The organism is Pseudomonas sp. S2_B07 (assembly GCF_054668435.1).
The window spans coordinates 5136103-5157184 of sequence record NZ_CP162769.1 but is presented as its reverse complement, the minus strand read 5'-3'; the positions used below and the strand labels follow the sequence as shown (position 1 = coordinate 5157184).

Sequence of the window (21082 nt, the reverse complement as noted above, 5' to 3'; positions counted from 1 at the left end):
GCGGCTGTTCCTTGGCTCATGGGCACCAGTAAATCTCTAACGTAGGTTGCAAAAACGCGCGAATCGGCATGGCGGCGACATCGTCGACGGCCAATGCGGCACTCAGGGTGGTCAGCTTGGATTGACCGGAAATCGATAGCACTTTGTGTTTGGCCGAGGCCAGCAGCGCACGGCTCATGGTCAGGCGCTGATGCGGCACGGTCGGCGCCAGCATCGGGTAGCAGCGACGTGTGCCGTCGACTTTCAAGGCGTCGGCCAGGTTCGGGCTGTTCGGGAACAACGAGGCGGTGTGGCCGTCGTCGCCCATGCCCAGCACCAGCACGTCGATTACCGGCAGTTCGGACAACAAACGGTCGGCCTGCTCGGCCGCCTGTTCCAGGTTGGCGCTGGCGCTGTACAGACTCAGGAACTGAGCCTTGGCCGCCGGGCCTTGCAACAGATAACGCTTGAGCAGACCGGCATTGCTGTCGGCATGTTCCACCGGCACCCAACGCTCGTCAGCCAGGCTGACCACCACGTTCGACCAGTCCAGTGCCTGCTTGGCCAGGTGCTGGAAAAACGCCACCGGACTGCGACCGCCAGACACCACCAGCGTGGCGGTGCCCTGGGCCTCGATCGCTTCGCTCAGTTGCTTGGCCACCGACAGTGCCAGCGCTTGTGCCAACAGCACCGGGCTCTTGAACTCATGGGCGCTGACGCCCTGAGGCAGTTTCAAATCAGATATCGCCATACCACGACCTCCCGTCCCGCGTGATCAGAGCAATGGAGCTCATCGGTCCCCAGGACCCGGCCGCGTAAGGCTTGGGCGCATCACCGGATTTTTTCCACCCGGCGATCAACTGGTCACACCACTTCCACGCGGCTTCGATTTCATCTTTACGGACAAACAGGTTCTGATTGCCGCGCATCACTTCCAGCAACAACCGCTCGTAGGCATCGGGAATCCGCGCGCTGCGATAGGTGTCGGAAAAATTCAGCTGCAACGGACCGCTGCGCAGCTGCATGCCCTTGTCCAGGCCTTGTTCTTTGGTCATCACGCGCAAGGAAATGCCTTCGTCCGGTTGCAGGCGGATAATCAGCTTGTTGCTGATTTGCAGGCGCTGCTCGGGGGCGAAGATGTAGTGCGACGGTTCCTTGAAGTGAATGACGATCTGCGACAGTTTCTGCGGCATGCGCTTGCCGGTGCGCAGGTAAAACGGTACGCCGGCCCAACGCCAGTTGCGGATATCGGCACGCAAGGCGACGAAGGTTTCGGTGTCGCTCTGGGTGTTCGAATTGGGCTCTTCCAGGTAACCCGGCACCGGCTTGCCTTCGCTGTAGCCGGCGATGTATTGACCGCGCACCACCTGAGTGGTCAGGCCTTCCGGGCTGATCGGCGCAAGTGCCTTGAGGACTTTGACTTTCTCGTCGCGGATGCTGTCGGCGGACAGGTCGGCCGGTGGGTCCATGGCGATCAGGCAGAGCAGTTGCAGCAGGTGATTCTGGATCATGTCCCGCAGCTGCCCGGCCTTGTCGAAGTAACCCCAGCGGCCTTCGATCCCGACCTTCTCGGCCACGGTGATTTCCACGTGGGAGATGTAGTTCTGGTTCCACTGGGTTTCGAACAGGCTGTTGGCGAAACGCAGGGCAATGAGGTTTTGAACCGTCTCTTTGCCCAGGTAGTGGTCGATGCGATAGGTGCGGTTTTCCGGGAAAAACTGCGCCACCGCGTCGTTGACCTTGCGCGAGGATTCCAGGTCCGAGCCGATCGGTTTTTCCAGCACCACGCGGGTGTTTTCCGCGAGGCCGACTTTGGCCAGGTTCTCGCAAATCGCGCCGTACACAGCGGCCGGCGTGGCAAAGTAGGCAATCACACGCTGGGCGCTGCCGGCCATATCGGCCAGGGCGATGTAATCGTCAGCCTTGAGGAAGTCCACGTGCAGGTAGGTCAGCCGCGCCAGAAAGCGCTCGACCACGGCTTCGTCCAGCTCTTTGGCGCCCACATAACGACGCAGTTCGGCGCCGATGAATGCCAGGTGCTGCTGCTCGGTGCCGGGCTCGCGGGCCAGCGCGATAATGCGCGTATCCTCGTGCAGAAGGCCTGCGCCATCGAGTTGATAGAGGGCAGGAAACAGCTTGCGCAAAGCCAGGTCGCCGAGGGCGCCGAACAAGGCAAAGGTGCACGGTTCAACCGTAATCGAAGGCATGATGTTTGTTCTTTTATCAAGTTAAGCTACAAATACCTTTTTTTAAGGCATCGCTCAAGAGAAAATGTAGTAATAACCACAACATTTTCGCAAAATACAGAATCCGAGTGGTAGCCGGTCGGAGCCATCAGTAGGATAGGCCACCGTTTGGGGCCGCATCCAAGGCCCTTTTGGCATAGCCGAACTCTAATTTGCGCAGCTGACCCAAGGAACACATATGGACCGCGTGCGAAATTTACTGGAACAGATCCAGAATCGCCTTGAAGACCTGAACAAGGCGGAACGTAAAGTCGCCGAAGTGATCCTGCTCAACCCAGAGCAGGCCACCCGGTTCAGCATCGCTGCGCTCGCCCAGGCCTCCAAGGTCAGCGAGCCGACCGTCAACCGCTTCTGCCGCTCGTTCGGCGTCAGCGGCTACCCGGAACTCAAACTTCAGTTGGCCCAAAGCCTGGCCAGTGGCGCGGCGTATGTCAGCCGCGCGGTCGAGGCCGATGACAACCCTGAAGCCTATACAAAGAAGATTTTCGGCAGCGCCATCGCCTCACTGGACAGTGCCCTGCAGGCGTTGGACCCGAACCTGATCAGCCGCGCCGTCGACCTGTTGATCCAGGCCCGGCAGATCCACTTCTTCGGCCTCGGCGCCTCGGCCCCGGTGGCGCTGGACGCGCAGCACAAGTTCTTCCGCTTCAACCTGGCCGTCACCGCCCACGCCGACGTACTGATGCAACGCATGATTGCGTCGGTGGCGCACACCGGCGAATTGTTCGTGATCATTTCCTACACCGGCCGCACCCGCGAACTGGTGGAAGTGGCGCGCATCGCCCGTGAGAACGGTGCGTCGGTGCTGGGCCTGACCGCCGAGGGTTCGCCGTTGGCCAAGGCCAGTACGCTGAGCCTGAATATTCCACTGCCGGAAGACACCGACATCTACATGCCGATGACTTCACGCATCATCCAGCTGACCGTGCTGGACGTGCTGGCGACCGGCATGACGCTGCGTCGCGGGGTGGATTTCCAGCCGCATTTGCGCAAGATCAAAGAAAGCCTGAATGCGAGCCGGTATCCGGTTGGGGATGAGTTCAACTAACCTGGCATCTCCGCAGCCTGACAGGGCCTCATCGCGAGCAAGCTCGCGATGAGGCCAGCCGCACCACCGCAATCTTGAGCTAAACGCCAACCCGCGCCTGCAAACTCAAATGCGCCCTCTCTCCTGGCGCCAGGCTCAGGCGATGGGCGCCGCCACTCGCCGCTTCCACACACACGAATTCTGAAATCTCATTCCAGCTCACCCCCAGCAATGGCCGCGAGCCGGGATGCCAGACCACCGTGTCCGAATGGTCACCGGTATCGATGCACAATTCACGTTGCCAAGCGTGGTCCTTGAGCTGCAACTCGCCGTCGTGCTGGAACACGCGCTGGCAACCGCCATCGACCCGCAACTCCCCCTCCTGCTGGCAAACCTGGCGATTCAAGTGATCATACCCCTGCGCGCCCTCGAGCCCAGACAGCGCTACCTCACCCACGTCACCAATACGCCAGTAAGCGTGCAACGCCTGACTCAATTGGCACGGCAAGGTGTCTTGATGCTCGGTGCTCAGGCGCAAATCCATGCGTTCGCCCAAATGGGCGTGCAGGTCCACCTGCCAGTCACACAACTGCAGTTGCCAGTGCAATCGCACACCATCGTCATCGTGGCTGCTGTCGAGCAGCTTCCAGTCGATCAGCCGTGCCCAACCATGGGAAGGCCAAGCGTTTTCGCTTGGATGACGGCCATACCAAGGCCAGCACACAGGCACGCCACCACGAATCGCACCGACCTGCGGCCACTTCGCCGCGCACCAGAGCCAGGGCTTTTGACCCGCAGGCTGGAAATGCAGCAACTGCGCGCCCTGGCGACTGAACACCGCCTGACACAGCGGATGATCGATCACCAACACGTCGCGCTTCTGATAGCGCTCCCACGCAAACACCGGACGTTCGCGCAAGGATTTGAAGAAGCGTTGTAGCGGATGCTCATGCATGTGCCACGGTCCTGAAAATCATCTGTTGCCGGGGCGCGCCACCCCAAAAAAAAGCGGACAGCCTGGGCTGTCCGCAAATATGCGCACATAGAGAGGAGCTTATCGCAACAGCGTTAGAACACCGACTGAATTTTCAGGCCGGCCACCAGTGCGTTATCGACTTCATCAACACCGCCCGGGTGAGTGATGTATTGCAGGTTAGGACGCACGGTCAGCCAGTTGGTAACGTGGAAGCCGTAGTTGATTTCGTAGTTGTACTCGGTGGTCCGCAGTGGCGAGAACAGTGGGTTCTCGTAATCAGTGACATTGTTCGCCGCGTTCACCAGCTCGGCGTTTTTCTTCACGTCATCGTTGACGTGGGTGCGGGCGAAACCGATACCCATGTCATCTTTAGGACGCGCGTCGAACGGGCCCTTGTACACAAACATCAGCGACTGGTAGTTGTCGACGAAGTTGGTGTCCTTGTCGTGGAACGTGGCGTTGGCCGCAATGTTCAGACCGCGGGTCTTGTCACCGTTGTGGCTGGTGAGTTGTTGCTGTGCAACGAACCAGTAGCCGTGTTTGCTGCTGTGGCTGCGGTAGGCGTTGCCGCTGGTGGCCGCATCATTGCCGTTGTCGTCCTTGAGAACGTCATTGGCCTCAGCGGTGCTTTTGTAGTAACCGACACGGTATTCGCCCGGCAGGTTGTTAGGGTTAGGCAACCAGACCAGTTCGACCGGTAACACGGTACCGGCGGTGCCGCTGCCGCTGAGCTTGAAGCCGTTACCGTGCTCAAGTTGCGACGGGTTCTGGTTGTACGCGCCGATCTGCGCATAGAACTCAGGCGAGATGTTGTACTTCACGCGGACCGCTGCCTGCATGACTGGCCAGTTGTACCAGATGTTGGTGGCCCAGTTACCCACCTGGGAACCGCAGAACGCCAGGTTCTGGAACTCGCACGGGAAGGTGTTGAAGTCTTCGCCTTCGCCGAAGTAACCGGCCTTGACGTCCAGTTTGCCGTCGAGGAACTGGTGCTTGATCCACAACTGGGTCAGACGAACCATGTGGCCACGGCCGTAGACTTCCTGCGAGGAACTCAAGGTGCCGGCACGCGGATCGCCTACGCGGTCGTTGGAGATGTTCTCTCCGTTACGGTTGGTGAGCTGGATCTTGGCCTGGGTGTTATCCCAACCAAACAGTTTTTCCAGGTCCAGCGCCGCCCCCAGGCCGAACTGGTCCGCGTAACGCGCGGTTTTGTCGTTGTTGTAGCCACCGTGGAGGTTGCCGCCGACTTCACCGACGTAATCCATCTTGATGTCGATGCCTTGCTCGATCAGCTTGGTCCGCTCGCCACCCCAATCACCGGTCATCCATTCGGAGTCAGCGCTGAACGCGTCAGCCGCGTGCACACTACCGGCCAGCATCATGGCTGCAACTGCTGACAACTGGCAGATAAGCTGAGCGTTGTTGTTCTTCTTCATCCCTACATCCTCGTTTTATTGTTATTAACTGTGTTCTAACGCGGTTACATCAGGCGCGAAGAGCGACAGGCCGCTCACCGCATATCCCCCTGTGGGAGCGAGCGCGCCCCCACATTTTGTTCTTCATCGGCCTTTGAATTGGGCCACGTTGGCGCTGTGCGCCTCGGCTTTTGGTTCGCCAGCCACACCCAACCGCTCCCCGGTCTTGGCATCGAACAGCAACACTTTCGACGGATCGAATTGCAGGGTCAGGGTTTCGCCCGGGGCCGGTGCAACATCGGGTGCCAGACGGCAGCAGACTTTGGTTTCATTCAGATTGACGAACACCAGGGTGTCGGGACCGGTCGGTTCGGTGACCTGGACTTCCGCGCGGATGGTCGGCAAACCGTTCGGCTCGCCGTTCGACAGCACGATCTGCTCAGGGCGCATGCCGAGGATCACTTCGCGGTCTTCGAGACCGGCGTCCTGCATGCCCAGCGGCAATTCACAACGGGCCTGGCCGCTGTCGAGCAGCGCGTAGAGACGACCGTCCTTGCGCTGCAAGCGCAGGGGGATGAAGTTCATCGGTGGTGAACCGATGAAGCTCGCCACAAACAGGTTGGCCGGGTTGTTGTAGATGTCTTTCGGCGTGCCGAACTGCTGAATGATTCCGTCCTTCATGACCGCCACTTTGTCGCCCAGGGTCATCGCTTCGATCTGGTCGTGGGTCACGTAGACCGTGGTGGTTTTCAGGCGCTGATGCATCAGTTTCATTTCGGTGCGCATCTCGACCCGCAGCTTGGCGTCGAGGTTGGACAGCGGTTCGTCGAACAGGTAAATCTTCGGCCGACGCGCCAGGGCACGGCCCATGGCCACGCGCTGTTGCTGACCACCGGAGAGCTGGCCGGGCTTGCGGTTGAGCAAGTGTTCGATCTGCAACAGCTTGGACACCCGCGCCACTTCCGTTTCGATATCGGCGGCGGGCATTTTGCGAATCTTCAAGCCGAAGGCGATGTTCTCGCGCACGCTCATGGTCGGGTACAGCGCGTAGGACTGGAACACCATGGCGATGTCGCGGTCTTTCGGGCTCATGCCGCTGACGTCCTGGTCATCGATCATGATCGCACCGCCGGTGATGGTTTCCAGGCCGGCGATGCAATTCATCAGAGTCGATTTGCCGCAACCCGAAGGTCCGACCAGGATCAGGAACTCACCGTCCTTGATCGACAAATGAATGTCCTTGAGGGTGTCCGGCAAGCCGGGGCCATAGGTCTTGTTTACATTGCGAAGTTCGAGCGTAGCCATGATTACCCCTTGACTGCGCCGGCCGTCAGCCCGCGCACGAAATACTTGCCTGCGACCACATAGACCAGCAGGGTCGGCAGCCCGGCGATCATCGCCGCCGCCATATCAACGTTATATTCCTTGGCCCCGGTACTGGTGTTGACCAGGTTGTTCAGCGCGACCGTGATGGGTTGCGAGTCACCGCTGGAGAACACCACACCAAACAGGAAGTCGTTCCAGATCTGAGTGAACTGCCAGATCAGGCAGACCATGATGATCGGGGTGGACATCGGCAGGATGATCAGGCGGAAGATCGTGAAGAAACCCGCGCCATCGAGCCGCGCCGCCTTCACCAGCGCATCGGGAACGCTGACGTAGTAGTTACGGAAAAACAGCGTGGTGAACGCCAGGCCGTAGACAACATGGACGAACACCAGGCCCGTGGTGGTGCTGGCCAGGCCCATCTTGCCGAGGGTGAACGAGGCTGGCAGCAGGACGGTCTGGAACGGCAGGAAGCAACCGAACAACAGCAGGCCGAAGAACAATTGCGAGCCGCGAAAGCGCCACATCGACAGCACATAGCCGTTCAGTGCACCGATGGCGGTGGAGATCAACACCGCCGGGACGGTGATCTTGATCGAGTTCCAGAAATACCCGTCGACGGTGCCCCAGGCCTTGACCCAGCCAATGCCGCTGACCACGGTCGGCCAGCTCAGCAGGTTGCCGGTATTGATGTCTTCCGGTGTCTTGAAGCTGGTCAACAGCATGACCACCAGCGGTATCAGGTACAGAAATACGGCGAGGATCAGCACGCCGTAAATCGCGATGCGACTCAGGCTGATGGAAGGTTTGGCAGCGAAACTAGTCATGACGCTTGGTCCTCAGCTCGGAGTACAGGTAAGGCACGATGATTGCGAGAATCGCACCGAGCATCAGAATCGCACTGGCCGAGCCCATGCCCATCTGGCCGCGACTGAAGGTGAAGGAGTACATGAACATCGCCGGCAAATCGGAGGAGTAACCCGGGCCGCCAGCCGTCATCGCCGCCACCAGGTCGAAACTCTTGATCGCGATGTGGGCCAGGATCATCACGGCGCTGAAGAACACCGGACGCAAGCTTGGCAACACCACTTTCAGGTAAATGCGCGGCATGCTCGCGCCATCGATCTGGGCGGCACGGATGATCGATTGATCAACGCCACGCAGGCCGGCGAGGAACATCGCCATGATGAAGCCCGAGGCTTGCCAGACCGCAGCAATGACCAGGCAATACACCACGCGGTCCGGGTCGATCAGCCAGTCCAGGCGGAAGCCTTCCCAGCCCCAGTCACGCAGCAATTTGTCCAGGCCCATGCCCGGGTTGAGCAGCCATTTCCAGGCGGTACCGGTGACGATCATCGAGAGCGCCATCGGGTACAGGTAAATGGTGCGAATGAAACCTTCGCGACGAATGCGCTGATCAAGAAACACGGCCAGCAGCACACCGATCACCAGGGTGATGCCGATGAACATGCCGCCGAAAAGCGCCAGGTTCTTGCTCGCCACCCACCAACGATCGTTGTCGAACAGCCGCTGGTATTGAGCCAGGCCTGCCCATTTGTAAGTCGGCAAAAAGGTCGAACTGGTGAACGACAGAACGAACGTCCACAGGATGTAGCCATAAAAGCCCACCAGAACGATGAACATGCTCGGCGCCAGCACCAGTTTAGGTAGCCAGCGTTGCAATGCATCGAACGGCGAGGCCTTGCTGAACACAGCAACAGAACTCATGGGGAAATCCAGTACGAGAGAAAATTTACGTTGGAAATGCTGCCCCCTTGTAGGAGTGAACCTGCTCGCGATCGCTGAGTGTCAGTCAGTGGATGTATCAACTGATACACCGCAATCGCGAGCAGGCTCGCGCCTACAGGGGCCAGGCATTACTTGGCAGACTTGACCGCGGCGCCGAGTTTCTTGGCGGCATCGGCTGGGTCGGCTTTCGGGTCGTTGATGTAGTTGGTCACCACATCAAAGAACGCACCCTGTACGGCCAGCGTGGTCGCCATGTTGTGCGCCATGCTCGGCTGCAGGCCGCCAGACTTGGCGTCTGCCAGGAAGTCCTTGGCAGCGGTCTGGGCGCAGGAGTCGAAACCGTACTTGCCCATGTCGCTCAGCATGTCGTTGCGAACCGGGATCGAGCCCTTGTTGATGCTGAAGACTTTCTGGAAGTTCTCACCCAGGACGATCTTGGCGATGTCCTGCTGACCGGCCGCAGTGCCCGCGTCTTTCTGCTTGAACACGGCCAGGGAGTCGATGTTGTAGGTGAAGGCCTTGTCGGTGCCCGGGAACGCTACGCACTCGTAGTCCTTGCCGGCGACTTTCTTGGCGGCGGTCCATTCGGACTTGGCCCAGTCACCCATGATCTGCATGCCGGCCTTGCCGTTGATGACTTTGGCCGCTTCCAGGTTCCAGTCCTGGCCTTTGCCATCGACGTCCATGTAGGTCGCGACTTTCTTCAGCTCGGTCAGCGCCTTGACCATTTCAGGACCGGTCAGCGCAGCGTTGTCGAGATCGACCAAGGCTTTCTTGTAGCCATCGACACCCATGACCGAAAGCACCACGGCTTCGAACACGGTGCTGTCCTGCCAAGGCTGGCCGCCGTGGGCGAGCGCAATGAAGCCCGCAGCCTTGAGCTTGTCGCCGGCGGCGTAGAATTCTTCGAGGGTGGTCGGGTTTTTGGTGATGCCGGCTTTCTTGAAGACTTCCGGGTTGATCCACAGCCAGTTGACGCGGTGAATGTTCACCGGCACGGCCACGTAGTTACCCTCGTACTTCACGGTATCGGAGACTTTCTTGTCGAGCAGGCTGTCCCACTTCTCCGATTTGGCAACGTCTTTCAAGACGTCGGTGTCGAGCAGACCGGTAGACGCCCATTCCTGGATGTCCGGACCTTTGATCTGCGCCACACCTGGCGGGTTGCCGGCAACGGCGCGGCTCTTGAGCACGGTCATGGCGGTAGCACCGCCACCACCGGCAACAGCGCCGTCCTTCCAAGTGAAGCCGTCTTTTTCGACTTGGGCCTTGAGCACATCGACCGCTGCTTTTTCACCACCCGACGTCCACCAGTGAACCACTTCCACGGAACCTTTGGATTCGGCGGCAAGCACACTGAGAGGGAGCGCAGACAGGGAGGCGAGAGAAATGACAGTAGCGAGGCGAGAAATCGCATTCATCTAGAAGTACCTTTCTTGTTGTTATGCATGCAAGTCTGGTGCTTGCGCTGCATAGGATTTTAAACAGGAGTTATCCCCTCGCAGGTAACGAAGGGACGCTTGAATGTCACCACATGGTTACACAGGAGCGCTCTGGGACAACCTCGTCAGAGCCGTGGCCATGCTGGGCGCCAGGGGCAGTCGTGGAATCAGTACGGCTTGCCAGGCGTGATACAGATCAGGTTTACCCGCCCAGATATCGGCACTTGGGCGATTCTGCGGATCCAGTTCGTGATGCCAGCTGCCGTCGCAATGGTCGATGAAATGAGTGTCACAAAATTCCCAGAACAGCCGGTACCAGCGTTCGTATTGCTCATCGCCCGTGCGTTTGAGCAACGCGCTGGCGGCAGCGCTGGCTTCGCAATGGGTCCAGTGCAGACGGTGACGAACCACTGCGCGGTTGCCCCAATCGAGGGTGTAGACAATCCCGGGCAGCCCGTCGATATCCCAGCCATGACGGCAGTTGTGGTCGAAAAGTTTTTGCGCGTCAGTAGCCAGCCACCCCGGCGTCAGCATGCCGGCCTGAACCCGCGCTGCTTCGAGGTGCAGTAGCAGGCGTGCCCATTCAAAACCGTGGCCCGGTGTGGTGCCGTAGGGGCGAAAACCGTCGGCCGGGTTGTCGTGGTTGTATTCGCGTAGCGGCTGCCAGTCGCGGTCGAAATGTTCGACCACCAGATAATCATTAGCGGCGGCGTGACCGTGGATCACCCGCTCGACGATGCGCTGTGCGCGACATAGCCAACGACTTTCTTCGGTGACATCGGCCAGCGCGAGGAACGCTTCGGTGGCGTGCATGTTGCTGTTGGCGCCGCGGTACGCTTCTTCTTCGCTCCAGTCACGATTGAAGGATTCGCGCAGGGCGCCCTCCTCCTCGCTCCAGAAATGCGTGTCGATGATGTTGATCGCGTCATCGAGCAAGGCGTGTGCGCCGGGACGTTGCGCGACCACGGCCGAACTGGCGGCCAGGGCCACGAAGGCATGCAGATAAGCCGCCTTGCCGGTGTTGTCATCCAGCGCATGAGCGACGGCAAACCAACCGCCATGCTCGGCATCGCGCAACGGGCCGCTGAGGGCCTGGACACCGTGATCCACCAACTCGGCAAACCCCGGCAAGCCTTGAATATGGGCCATGGCGAAGCTGTGCGTCATGCGCGCGGTGTTCATGGTTTCAGCGCGAGCGTTGGCCGGGAGATGGCCTTTTTCATCGAGATTGCCGAAGCCGTCAGGAAGCTTTGAAGCCTTGGCGAACGCCAGCAGGCGCAGGCCTTCGGCGGCGAGCCATTGCTGGTGGGCAGGCGCGTTCAGCCAACTGCTGAAGGCCGGTTGGAAGGTGTCCATGGGGTGCCTTTTTTGTTGTTTTGACTGAGGGCAGTCTAAACAACGGGCGGGGACGGGCTTGTAACGAAAGGGGCGAGTTATGTCACTGATTTGTGACATTAGCTAAATGATGTGTTGAAAATCTGCTCGCGAAGAACGATGACGCGGCATTACTAATCAACACTACGAGGCAACTGCAACGTCACCCGCAACCCACCCTCACGCAGGTTTTGCAGACTGACCTCGCCACCATGACTGTGCGCAATATTGCGCGCAATCCCCAACCCCAGCCCATATCCCTGCTGCTGCCCGGCCAGGCGGAAGTGCGGTTCAAACACCTGCTCCAGCCGTTGCTCCGGCACGCCCGGCCCTTCGTCATCGACGTGAAGGATGAACGCGCTCTCGTCGTCATCGATGTGCAAATGCGCGTTCTGTCCGTATTTCAGGGCGTTGTCGATCAGGTTGCCAATGCAGCGCTTGAGCGCCAACGGTTTGCCCGGATACGCCGCCAACGCCCGGCCCTGCTGGGTCACGCGGCCATTGCCGTTAGGTGCCAGGTACGGTTCCACCAGGCAATCGAGCACGTGGTTGAGGTCCACCGGCTCGATGTTTTCGTGAATGTCGGTGTCTTTCACGCATTGCAACGCGCCTTTGACCAGCAACTCCAACTCATCCAGATCACGCCCGAACTTGGCTTGCAGCTTCTCGTCTTCCAGCAATTCCACGCGCAGGCGCAAACGGGTAATGGGCGTGCGCAGGTCGTGGGAAATCGCACTGAACAACTGACTACGCTCCGTCAGGTAACGGCTGATCCGTTCGCGCATGGCGTTGAACGCGCGCCCCACTTCGACCACTTCACTGCCGCCACCCTCGGCCACCGGTTGCACATCAGCCCCCAGCGACATATCGCGCGCGGCCCGTGCCAGGCGCTTGAGCGGACGGCTTTGCCAGTGCACCAGCAAGCCAATGAACAACAGCAAGAAGCTGCTGGTGAGGACGATGAACCAGACCTGTTGCGCCGGCAGGCCTTGCTCTTCAAGACTGGTGTAGGGCTCGGGCAGCAATGACGCGATGTACAGCCATTCTCCCGGCGCCATCTGGATTTGCGTGACCAGCACGGGTGGATTGACCGGTTCGAGGGTCAATGCGTAATGCGCCCAGGAGCGCGGCAACTCATCGAGTTTCAGCCCGCTGTTGAAGATCCGCAGGTCTTCAGGACTGACGAAAGTCACCGAGATATCCGTGTCATGGCCCAGGGATTCGCGCAGCACCTGGTCCACCGCTTTGAGTACGGCCTCCTTGCGCGGGGTGATCGGCAGCACTTCCATGCCCAGGGGTTTGTCGTTGAGCGTCACCACGAAACGGGTGCCGCCCATGCTGCGCAACTGATCCAGTACCAACGGCCTGAAAGCGACGGGCAATGAGCGGAAGTAACTGACGCTGGCCGTCATCGAATGCGCCAGGCTGCGGGCAGCAGTGACCAGGCCTTCAAGCTGCGTGGCACGCAATTGCGAGACCCAGATCACGCTCGACAACGTCTGCGCAAACAGCACCGCCAACAACGTCAGCAGCAACATCCGCCCGAGCAGCGAACGGGGCACCGGCACGCGGGCGGCGAGCTTGCGCAGAAACTCAGTGGCCATTGCTGGCAACCACATTGGCTGCCAGTTGGTAGCCGCTGCCGCGCACGGTGCGGATCAGACGTGGCGGCTTTTCGGTGTCACGCAGGCGTTGACGCAAGCGGCTGACCGCCATGTCGACGATGCGGTCCAGCGGCATCAGATCGCGCCCGCGGGTGGCGTTGCCGATGGTGTCACGGTCGAGGATTTCCTGCGGGTGATCGAGGAACAGTTTCAGAAGCGCGAAGTCGGCGCCGGACAGAATCACTTCTTCGCCATCGGTGTGGAACAGCCGATGGCTGACCATGTCCAGGCGCCAGTCGTCGAACGCCAGCACTTCTGCGCCATTACGCTCCTGGCCAAATTGCGCACGGCGCAACAGGGCTTTGATGCGCGCCTGCAATTCTCGTGGGCTGAACGGTTTGCCGAGGTAATCGTCGGCGCCGAGCTCCAGGCCGATGACGCGGTCAGCTTCGTCGGAGCTGGCGGTGAGCATGATGATCGGCACCTGCGCCTGACGCGGGTGCTGGCGAACCCAGCGGCAGAGGCTGAAGCCGTCTTCGTCCGGAAGCATCACGTCGAGGATCACCAGATCGCTCGGGGCCTCGTTCAGAGCCTGGCGAAAACCGGCGCCATCGGGCGTGGTGCGGACCTGGAAACCGGCGCGAGTCAGGTAGGTATCCAGCAACTCGCGTATCTCTTGATCGTCATCGACCAACAAAATCGACTTGTTGACTGAGCTCACGGGGCGGCGTCCTTGTTGTTTGAATTGGGCGGATTATGCCTGATGAACCTTGAAAATTTGTTGCCTGATCTGGCCTCATCGCGGGCAAGCCCGCTCCCACAAGGTTACGCACACATCTTCAGAATGTAGGAAATCCTGTGGGAGCGTGGCTTGCCCGCGATGAAGACGACGCGGTTTCAAGCCTGTTCCAGCGCCACGCCCGCCCCCATCAGGCCGGAATACGGCGCTGTCACCAACCACACCGGAATGCCCTTGAAGTAATCGCTCATGCAACCCTTGTCGGCGAAGCACCGGGCGAAACCGCTCTCAAGGAAGAAATCGGCAAACCGTGGGATAACACCACCAACGATATACACGCCACCGCGCGCGCCAGTGGTCAGCACGTTGTTGCCGGCCACGCGGCCGAGCCAGCAGCAGAACTGCTCCAACACTTCGAGGGCAATCGGGTCGCCCGCGAGCCCGGCAGCGGTGATTGCTTCCGGTGTTTCGAGCACCGGCGTGTGGCCGTCGACTGCACAAATCGCCCGGTAAACCCGAGGCAAGCCGCCGCCGCTCAACGCCGTTTCAGCACTGACATGGCCAATCTCATTGAAGATGTGTTGCCACAATTGAGTTTCCCGCGGGCTGCTCAGCGGCAAATCAACATGACCGCCCTCCCCCGGCAACGCGGCAAAACGCCCTTCACCAAAATCCAGCAAGGTGCCGACGCCAAGGCCGGTGCCCGGCCCAATCACGACCGCTGGCCGCAACGGTTCCGGGGTGCCTTCGCAGACCACGCGAAACTCGCCCGGCTGCAAACGGGTCATGCCCAGCGCCATCGCCGAGAAGTCGTTGACCAGCAACAGTTGCTCGACCTGCAAGGTCTTGCAGAAACCCTTGCGGCTCAGGCGCCAGTGATTGTTGGTGAACCTGAATTCATCGCCACTCACGGGACCTGCCACCGACAGGCATACCGCGCCGATCGAACCCAACGCCAGACCGAGCCCGCTCAAGTAGAGGGCAATCGCCTCTTCCGGGCTGGCGTGGTCGGCCGTCGCCAGCACCTGGACCGACTCCAGCTGCTGGTTTTTCCACAACGCGAAACGAGCGTTGGTCCCACCGATGTCACCGACCAAAGCCAGTTTCAATTAAGCGTCTCCAGGGCAGAAGTAAAGGCGCTGGCGCCCTGCTCTGCGGAGCTGAAGGCCATGCGCATGAAACCAAACAGCTCGCGTCCGCTGCCAATGTTGTTGCCCAACAGGCCTTTGGCAGGTTCGCGCGCCGCGAATTCGTCGGCGTCCACCTTAAGCTCCAGGGTGCCTTTGACGCCATCGACGCGAATGATATCGCCCTCTTGCACTCGCGCCAAAGCACCACCGACATACGCTTCGGGGCTGACGTGGATCGCCGCCGGGATTTTCCCCGAGGCGCCGGACATGCGTCCGTCCGTGACCAATGCCACTTTGAAACCGCGATCCTGCAGCACGCCAAGGAACGGCGTCATCTTGTGCAGTTCCGGCATGCCATTGGAACGCGGGCCCTGGAAGCGCATCACGGCAACAAAATCCTTCTCCAGCAGACCGGCCTTGAAGGCGTCTGCCAGATCCTGCTGATCCTGGAACACCATGGCCGGTGCTTCGACGATCTGGTTTTCCAGCGCCACAGCCGAGACTTTCATCACGCCGCGACCGAGGTTGCCTTCCATCACGCGCAAACCACCCTCTGGCGAGAACGCGCGAGCGACCGGGCGCAGGATGCTTTCGTCGAGGCTGTCGGTCACGCCTTCGCGCCAGACCAGTTCGCCGTTATCGAGGAACGGTTCCATGGTGTAACGGCGCAGGCCATGACCCAGCACGGTGTTGACGTTTTCGTGCAACAACCCGGCGTCCAGCAGTTCGCGGATCAGGAACGACATGCCGCCCGCCGCCTGGAAGTGGTTGATGTCGGCTTTGCCGTTCGGGTAGACGTGGCTCAGGGTCGGCACGACTTCGGAGAGGTCGGCCATGTCCTGCCAGGTCAACTGGATGCCCGCCGCCATGGCGATGGCCGGCATGTGCAAGGTGTGGTTGGTCGAGCCACCAGTGGCGTGCAGTGCCACGATGGAGTTGACCAGCGAACGCTCGTCGACGATTTCGCCGATCGGCATGAAGTCGCCGTTCTGCTTGGTCAGGCGCGTGACCTGATGCGCCGCTTCGCGGGTCAGGGCATCGCGCAACGGCGTGTTCGGGTTGACGAAGGACGCGCCCGGCAAGTGCAGGCCCATCACTTCCATCAGCAATTGGTTAGTGTTGGCGGTGCCGTAGAACGTGCAGGTGCCAGGGCTGTGGTAGGAGTTCATTTCCGATTCCAGCAGCTCTTCGCGACTGGCCTTGCCTTCGGCATAGCGCTGACGCACATCGGCTTTCTGCTTGTTGGAAATGCCCGAGACCATCGGCCCGCCCGGCACAAAAATCGTCGGCAGATGGCCGAAACGCAACGCGCCCATCATCAGGCCCGGCACGATCTTGTCGCAGATGCCGAGCATCAGCGCGCCGTCGAACATGTTGTGGGACAACGCCACAGCGGTGGACATCGCGATCACTTCGCGGCTCGGCAGGCTCAGCTCCATGCCGGGTTCGCCCTGGGTCACGCCATCGCACATGGCCGGAGTGCCGCCGGCGAACTGGCCGACCGAACCGATCTCGCGCAGCGCCTCGTTTGATCTGCTCCGGAAAGACTTCGTACGGCTGATGCGCCGAGAGCATGTCGTTATATGACGAAACGATGGCGATGTTGGCGGAGTTCATCATCCGCAGGCTGTTCTTGTCTTCGGTGCCGCAACCCGCCACGCCGTGGGCGAAGTTGGCGCATTGCAGCTTACCGCGCATCGGACCGTCGCTGGCCGCACCGCGAATCAGTGCAAGGTAGGCCTCACGCGTGGCGCGGCTACGGGCGATAAGCCGTTCAGTGACCTCAAGGACGCGGGGATGCATGTGTAGAACTCCAGGCTAACGGATAGGGCGACCTGATTGTCTATGCTGAACAAGGACCGTTGTGATTGGGATGACAGACGGTTTTCTTGATCGGTCGGACCAGTTGATTCAGGTCACTCGTTGTAGATTGAACAAAATATTGCCATTAAAAAGGCTTGTTTTCTATTTTTATGCGAATAATCTTGTAATTCCAACAACAAAACGACGGCGGCGCTGTAAATGACTCTTCGAATCGCAATCAATGGTTTTGGCCGGATCGGCCGCAACGTCCTGCGCGCACTGTATACCCAAGGCTATCGCCAGGATCTGCAGATCGTGGCCATCAACGATTTGGGAGACAGCGCGATCAACGCTCATCTGCTCAAGTACGACACTGTTCACGGCACGTTCGACGCCGATGTCCAGCACGACCAGGAGAGCCTGACAGTCAATGGCGACCGTATTGCGGTCAGCGCCATTCGCAACCCGGCCGAACTGCCTTGGGCTGCGGAAAAAATTGATGTGGTATTTGAATGCACCGGTCTGTTCACCGACCGCGCCAAAGCCGCCGCGCATATTACGGCCGGCGCACGCAAAGTCATCATCTCGGCACCGGCCAAGGGCGCCGACGCCACCGTGGTGTACGGGGTCAACCACGACATCTTGCGCCAGCACCACCAAATCATTTCCAACGCATCGTGCACCACCAACTGCCTGGCACCGGTGGCTCAGGTGCTGCACCGCGAACTGGGGATCGAAAGCGGTCTGATGACCACGATCCACGCCTACACCAACGACCAGAACCTGACCGACGTCTACCACACCGACCCGTACCGCGCCCGCTCCGCCACGCAGAACATGATCCCGAGCAAGACCGGTGCAGCTGAAGCCGTTGGCCTGGTGCTGCCGGAACTGGCGGGCAAACTGACTGGCATGGCCGTGCGCGTTCCCGTGATCAACGTGTCGCTGGTGGACCTGACCGTGCAACTGAAACGCGAAGCGTCGGCCGAAGAAGTGAATGCGCTGCTGAAAGAAGCCAGCCAGCATTCGAAAATTCTCGGTTACAACACCCTGCCGCTGGTTTCCAGTGACTTCAACCATAACCCGCTGTCGTCGATCTTCGACGCCAACCACACCAAGTCCAGCGGCAAGCTACTAAAGGTGCTGGCCTGGTACGACAACGAATGGGGCTTCTCCAACCGCATGCTCGATAACTGCCTGGCGTTGTGCAACGCAGAATGATCGTGGAGCAGCAACCGATGATCGGTATCAGCTTTATGCAAAAGACCATGGCGGCGCGCAAGCGTGTTGCCTTGGTCGCCCACGACCACTGCAAGGTGTTTTTACTGGACTGGGCCGAGCGGCAGAAAGACAGACTCGCACAGCATGAATTGATCGCCACCGGCACCACGGGGTTGTTGTTGCAACAACGCCTGGATTTGCCAGTGGAGAGCATGATCAGCGGTCCGTTGGGCGGCGACCAGCAACTCGGGGCGCAAATCGCCGAGCAGCGGGTCGACATGCTGGTGTTCTTCTGGGACCCGTTCGAACCACAGCCTCACGACCCGGACATCAAGGCGTTATTGCGCGTCGCGGCGGTCTGGAACATCCCGGTGGCCTGCAACGAATGCAGCGCCGATTACCTGCTCAGTAGCCCCATGATGGATCAGGCACACGAACATCGAATACCCGATTACTCGAAATATCTGCTTGGCCGCGCCTGAAGCTTCAACCTGTTTGCGGAACAATCTTGAGTCTGCATCCTGGATGCCCGCCTGACTTAAAAGCGCCCCACCTGCGGGCGCTTGTTTCAGCAGCCCCCCTGCCTCCCCCTGCCGCGCGCCCGGAATCACTGCCGAGAATGTCTTGAATTCCCGGCCATTTCAGGGCTTTTTCCTGCGCAAACGTTCACCTGCTACCGTTCGTCGGCATCCGTTCATGCAATCGTCACACGGCGCCGATGTGCATTGAATGGCGCTAAATGGATTTGGCGTACCGAGTCGATCTCGACTCCTTGCCAACACCTCATCCATTTGTGAGTTCGCCCTATGTTCGACTCTCTCTCTATCCGTCTGAAAATCGTTTTGTTGTCCGGTCTGTGTCTGCTCGGCGTGGTCGCTCTGATCGTCGGCATGAACATTTACCAGACCAATCAGAACGATGATCTGGTCAACGCCTCCAGCAGCAAGATGCTCACCGACAGTGTGCAGAACCTGCTGCAAGCCAAGGCGGCGGAACAGGCCGTGCGAGTGCAGAAGACCTTCGGCGAAACCCTGACGGTGGTGACCGCCCTGGCGGACCAGATCAAGGACATGCGCAACATGGCCGCCAAGCGCTCGCTGGAGGCGGGTGCGTTGCGTGAAGAGTTGAACCAGAGCATCAAGACCGCGTTCGAGCGCAACGCAAAAGTATTGGGCGTCTGGCTGGCGTTCGAGCCTAACGGGCTGGATGGCAAGGACAGCGAGTTCGTCAATGATGCGGTCCGCCAGTCCAACGAAGCCGGGCGTTTCGCCACGTACTGGAGCCGCGCAGGGGGTGAAGTGCTCAACACCGTCATGGTCGAAGAAGACATGACCAAAACCACCCTGAACCTCAGCGGCACGCCCTACAACGTCTGGTACACCTGCCCGCGCGACAGCAAGCGTACCTGCCTGCTCGACCCCTACGCCGACACCATCGGCGCTAACAAAACAGAAGTGTTGATGACCACCATTTCCGTGCCGCTGCTGGTGGATGGCAAGTCCATTGGCGTGGTCGGTATCGACATTGCCCTCGATGCGCTGCAAGCGGCGGCGGTCGACTCCCAGCGTGAACTGTTCAACAGCGCCGGGCACATGCTGATCGTCTCCGGCACCGGCGTGCTGGCGGCTAACAGTGTCGACGCCGGTAAAGTCGGCAAGCCTATCGGCGAAACCCTGGGCGCGGACGGCAAGGACATCCTGCAATTGCTCAGCGGTGGTGCGCCGAAGATTGTGCAGCAAGGCGACCTGATTCGCGCGGTGTACCCGGTCAGCCCGATTGCCGATGCGAAGGCCTGGGCTGTGGTGATCGACCTGCCTAAACAAGTGTTGCTGGCCGACTCGGTAAAACTGCAAGCGGTGCTCGATGACGCCCAGCAAAGCGGCACGATTAAAACAGTGCTGGTCGCCGTGATTGCCGGCCTGGTCGGTTTGCTGCTGACCTGGCTCACCGCCTCGGGCGTCACCCGGCCGATCAACAGCGTGGCCCAGATGCTCAAGGCGATTGCCAGCGGCGACGGCGACCTGACCCAGCGTTTGCACTACAGCAAGAAAGACGAATTGGGCGAACTGGTCAGCTGGTTCAACCGCTTCCTCGACAAGCTGCAACCGACCATCGCGCAGATCAAGCAAAGCATCACCGACGCCCGCGGCACTGCCGACCAGTCTTCGGAAATCGCCCGTCAGACCAGCGAAGGCATGCAGGTGCAGTTCCGCGAAATCGACCAGGTCGCCACCGCGTCCAACGAAATGAGCGCTACCGCCCACGACGTTGCCAACAGTGCCTCGAACGCAGCCAACGCCGCCAAAGGGGCCGACCAGTCGGCACGCGATGGCATGCAGATCATCGAGCGCAGCACCCGCGACATTAATCAACTGGCCGACGAAGTCAGCAAAGCCGTGACGGAAGTCGAAGCGCTGGCGGTGAACAGCGAGCAGATCGGTTCGGTACTGGAAGTGATCCGCAGCATTGCCGAGCAGACTAACCTGCTGGCGCTCAACGCCGCGATTGAAGCGGCGCGTGCCGGCGAGAGTGGGCGCGGCTTTGCGGTGGTGGCCGATGAAGTACGCAACCTGGCCAAACGCACCCAGGACTCGGTGGAAGAAATTCGCCAGGTGATCGAACGCATCCAGAGCGGCACACGCGGCGTGGTCGCCACCATGCATTCGAGCCAGACCCAGGCGCACAACAACGCCGGGCAGATCCAGCAAGCGGTGCAGGCCCTGGGCAAAATCAGTGACGCGGTGACGGTGATCAGCGACATGAACCTGCAAATCGCCAGCGCCGCCGAACAGCAAAGCGCCGTGGCCGAAGAGGTCAACCGCAACGTCTCGGCGATCCGTACCGTCACCGAAACCCTGACCGGCCAGGCCACCGAATCGGCGCAGATCAGCAGCCAGCTCAACTCGCTGACCACCCACCAGATGAAACTGATGGACCAGTTCCGGGTTTAAGGCTTCACCTCGCTCCTACAAGGGGGGGCAGTGTTGAGGCTGACATCATCGTTTCATCCGGCCAGCCAGTTTTTTGAACTATGATCGGGCTCTCGTT

Annotated in this window: 16 protein-coding genes and 1 pseudogene; 4 read left to right on the top strand and 13 right to left on the bottom strand. The window is 60.1% G+C overall.

Annotation, left to right across the window (positions count from 1 at the left end; all coding sequences use genetic code 11):
- Positions 1-16: 16 nt before the first annotated feature.
- Positions 17-730 carry a 6-phosphogluconolactonase gene (gene pgl / locus AB4N43_RS23740; RefSeq protein WP_027923858.1) on the bottom strand — a complete coding sequence of 238 codons (714 nt, stop codon included), beginning with the start codon at positions 728-730 and terminating at the stop codon, positions 17-19.
- Positions 717-2186 carry a glucose-6-phosphate dehydrogenase gene (gene zwf, locus AB4N43_RS23735; RefSeq protein ID WP_027923857.1) on the bottom strand — a complete coding sequence of 490 codons (1470 nt, stop codon included), beginning with the start codon at positions 2184-2186 and terminating at the stop codon, positions 717-719. The genes pgl and zwf overlap by 14 nt, the downstream gene beginning before the upstream one ends.
- 226 nt (positions 2187-2412) lie before the next feature.
- Here zwf and AB4N43_RS23730 point away from each other — a divergent pair, with 226 nt between their 5' ends.
- Positions 2413-3273, top strand: a complete 861-nt coding sequence (locus tag AB4N43_RS23730) for a MurR/RpiR family transcriptional regulator (RefSeq protein WP_172825977.1) — start codon at positions 2413-2415, stop codon at positions 3271-3273.
- A gap of 79 nt (positions 3274-3352) precedes the next feature.
- Here the strand turns inward: AB4N43_RS23730 and AB4N43_RS23725 are convergent, their stop codons facing one another.
- The 11 genes and pseudogenes from AB4N43_RS23725 to edd form a co-directional block, all read right to left on the bottom strand.
- Positions 3353-4207, bottom strand: coding sequence for a D-hexose-6-phosphate mutarotase (locus AB4N43_RS23725; protein ID WP_027923856.1), 855 nt, complete (start codon positions 4205-4207; stop codon positions 3353-3355).
- A 113-nt stretch (positions 4208-4320) separates the two neighbouring features.
- Positions 4321-5667: a carbohydrate porin gene (locus AB4N43_RS23720; protein WP_059182500.1), complete on the bottom strand. Its 1347-nt coding sequence runs from the start codon at positions 5665-5667 to the stop codon at positions 4321-4323.
- Between the two features lie 123 nt (positions 5668-5790).
- Positions 5791-6951, bottom strand: a complete 1161-nt coding sequence (locus tag AB4N43_RS23715; protein ID WP_460152001.1) for an ABC transporter ATP-binding protein — start codon at positions 6949-6951, stop codon at positions 5791-5793.
- Between the two features lie 2 nt (positions 6952-6953).
- Complete coding sequence (locus tag AB4N43_RS23710) at positions 6954-7799, bottom strand: carbohydrate ABC transporter permease (RefSeq protein ID WP_027922971.1); 846 nt, start codon at positions 7797-7799, stop codon at positions 6954-6956.
- Positions 7792-8700, bottom strand: coding sequence for a carbohydrate ABC transporter permease (locus tag AB4N43_RS23705; RefSeq protein WP_027922970.1), 909 nt, complete (start codon positions 8698-8700; stop codon positions 7792-7794). Before AB4N43_RS23705 ends, AB4N43_RS23710 begins: the two co-directional genes overlap by 8 nt.
- A 149-nt stretch (positions 8701-8849) precedes the next feature.
- Complete coding sequence (locus AB4N43_RS23700) at positions 8850-10142, bottom strand: ABC transporter substrate-binding protein (protein ID WP_027922969.1); 1293 nt, start codon at positions 10140-10142, stop codon at positions 8850-8852.
- A gap of 117 nt (positions 10143-10259) precedes the next feature.
- Positions 10260-11519 (bottom strand): D-mannose isomerase, encoded by a 1260-nt coding sequence (locus AB4N43_RS23695; protein WP_027922968.1) that lies wholly within the window; start codon positions 11517-11519, stop codon positions 10260-10262.
- Between the two features lie 152 nt (positions 11520-11671).
- Positions 11672-13141: an ATP-binding protein gene (locus tag AB4N43_RS23690; protein WP_027922967.1), complete on the bottom strand. Its 1470-nt coding sequence runs from the start codon at positions 13139-13141 to the stop codon at positions 11672-11674.
- Complete coding sequence (locus tag AB4N43_RS23685) at positions 13131-13862, bottom strand: response regulator (protein ID WP_027922966.1); 732 nt, start codon at positions 13860-13862, stop codon at positions 13131-13133. The genes AB4N43_RS23690 and AB4N43_RS23685 overlap by 11 nt, the downstream gene beginning before the upstream one ends.
- A 176-nt stretch (positions 13863-14038) precedes the next feature.
- A complete protein-coding gene (locus AB4N43_RS23680) occupies positions 14039-14989 on the bottom strand; it encodes a glucokinase (protein WP_027922965.1) in 951 nt (316 codons plus the stop codon).
- Positions 14986-16813, bottom strand: a pseudogene (gene edd, locus AB4N43_RS23675) (phosphogluconate dehydratase). The gene AB4N43_RS23680 and the pseudogene edd overlap by 4 nt, the downstream one beginning before the upstream one ends.
- Positions 16814-17032: 219 nt before the next feature.
- On the opposite strand from edd, the gene gap reads away from it, so the two are divergent.
- The 3 genes from gap to AB4N43_RS23660 all read left to right on the top strand — a co-directional run bounded on the left by gap (position 17033) and on the right by AB4N43_RS23660 (position 20985).
- Positions 17033-18034 carry a type I glyceraldehyde-3-phosphate dehydrogenase gene (gene gap / locus AB4N43_RS23670; RefSeq protein WP_027922963.1) on the top strand — a complete coding sequence of 334 codons (1002 nt, stop codon included), beginning with the start codon at positions 17033-17035 and terminating at the stop codon, positions 18032-18034.
- A 17-nt stretch (positions 18035-18051) separates the two neighbouring features.
- Positions 18052-18516 (top strand): methylglyoxal synthase, encoded by a 465-nt coding sequence (locus tag AB4N43_RS23665; RefSeq protein WP_027922962.1) that lies wholly within the window; start codon positions 18052-18054, stop codon positions 18514-18516.
- Positions 18517-18840: 324 nt separating this feature from the next.
- Positions 18841-20985, top strand: coding sequence for a methyl-accepting chemotaxis protein (locus tag AB4N43_RS23660; protein ID WP_027922961.1), 2145 nt, complete (start codon positions 18841-18843; stop codon positions 20983-20985).
- Positions 20986-21082 lie beyond the last annotated feature (97 nt).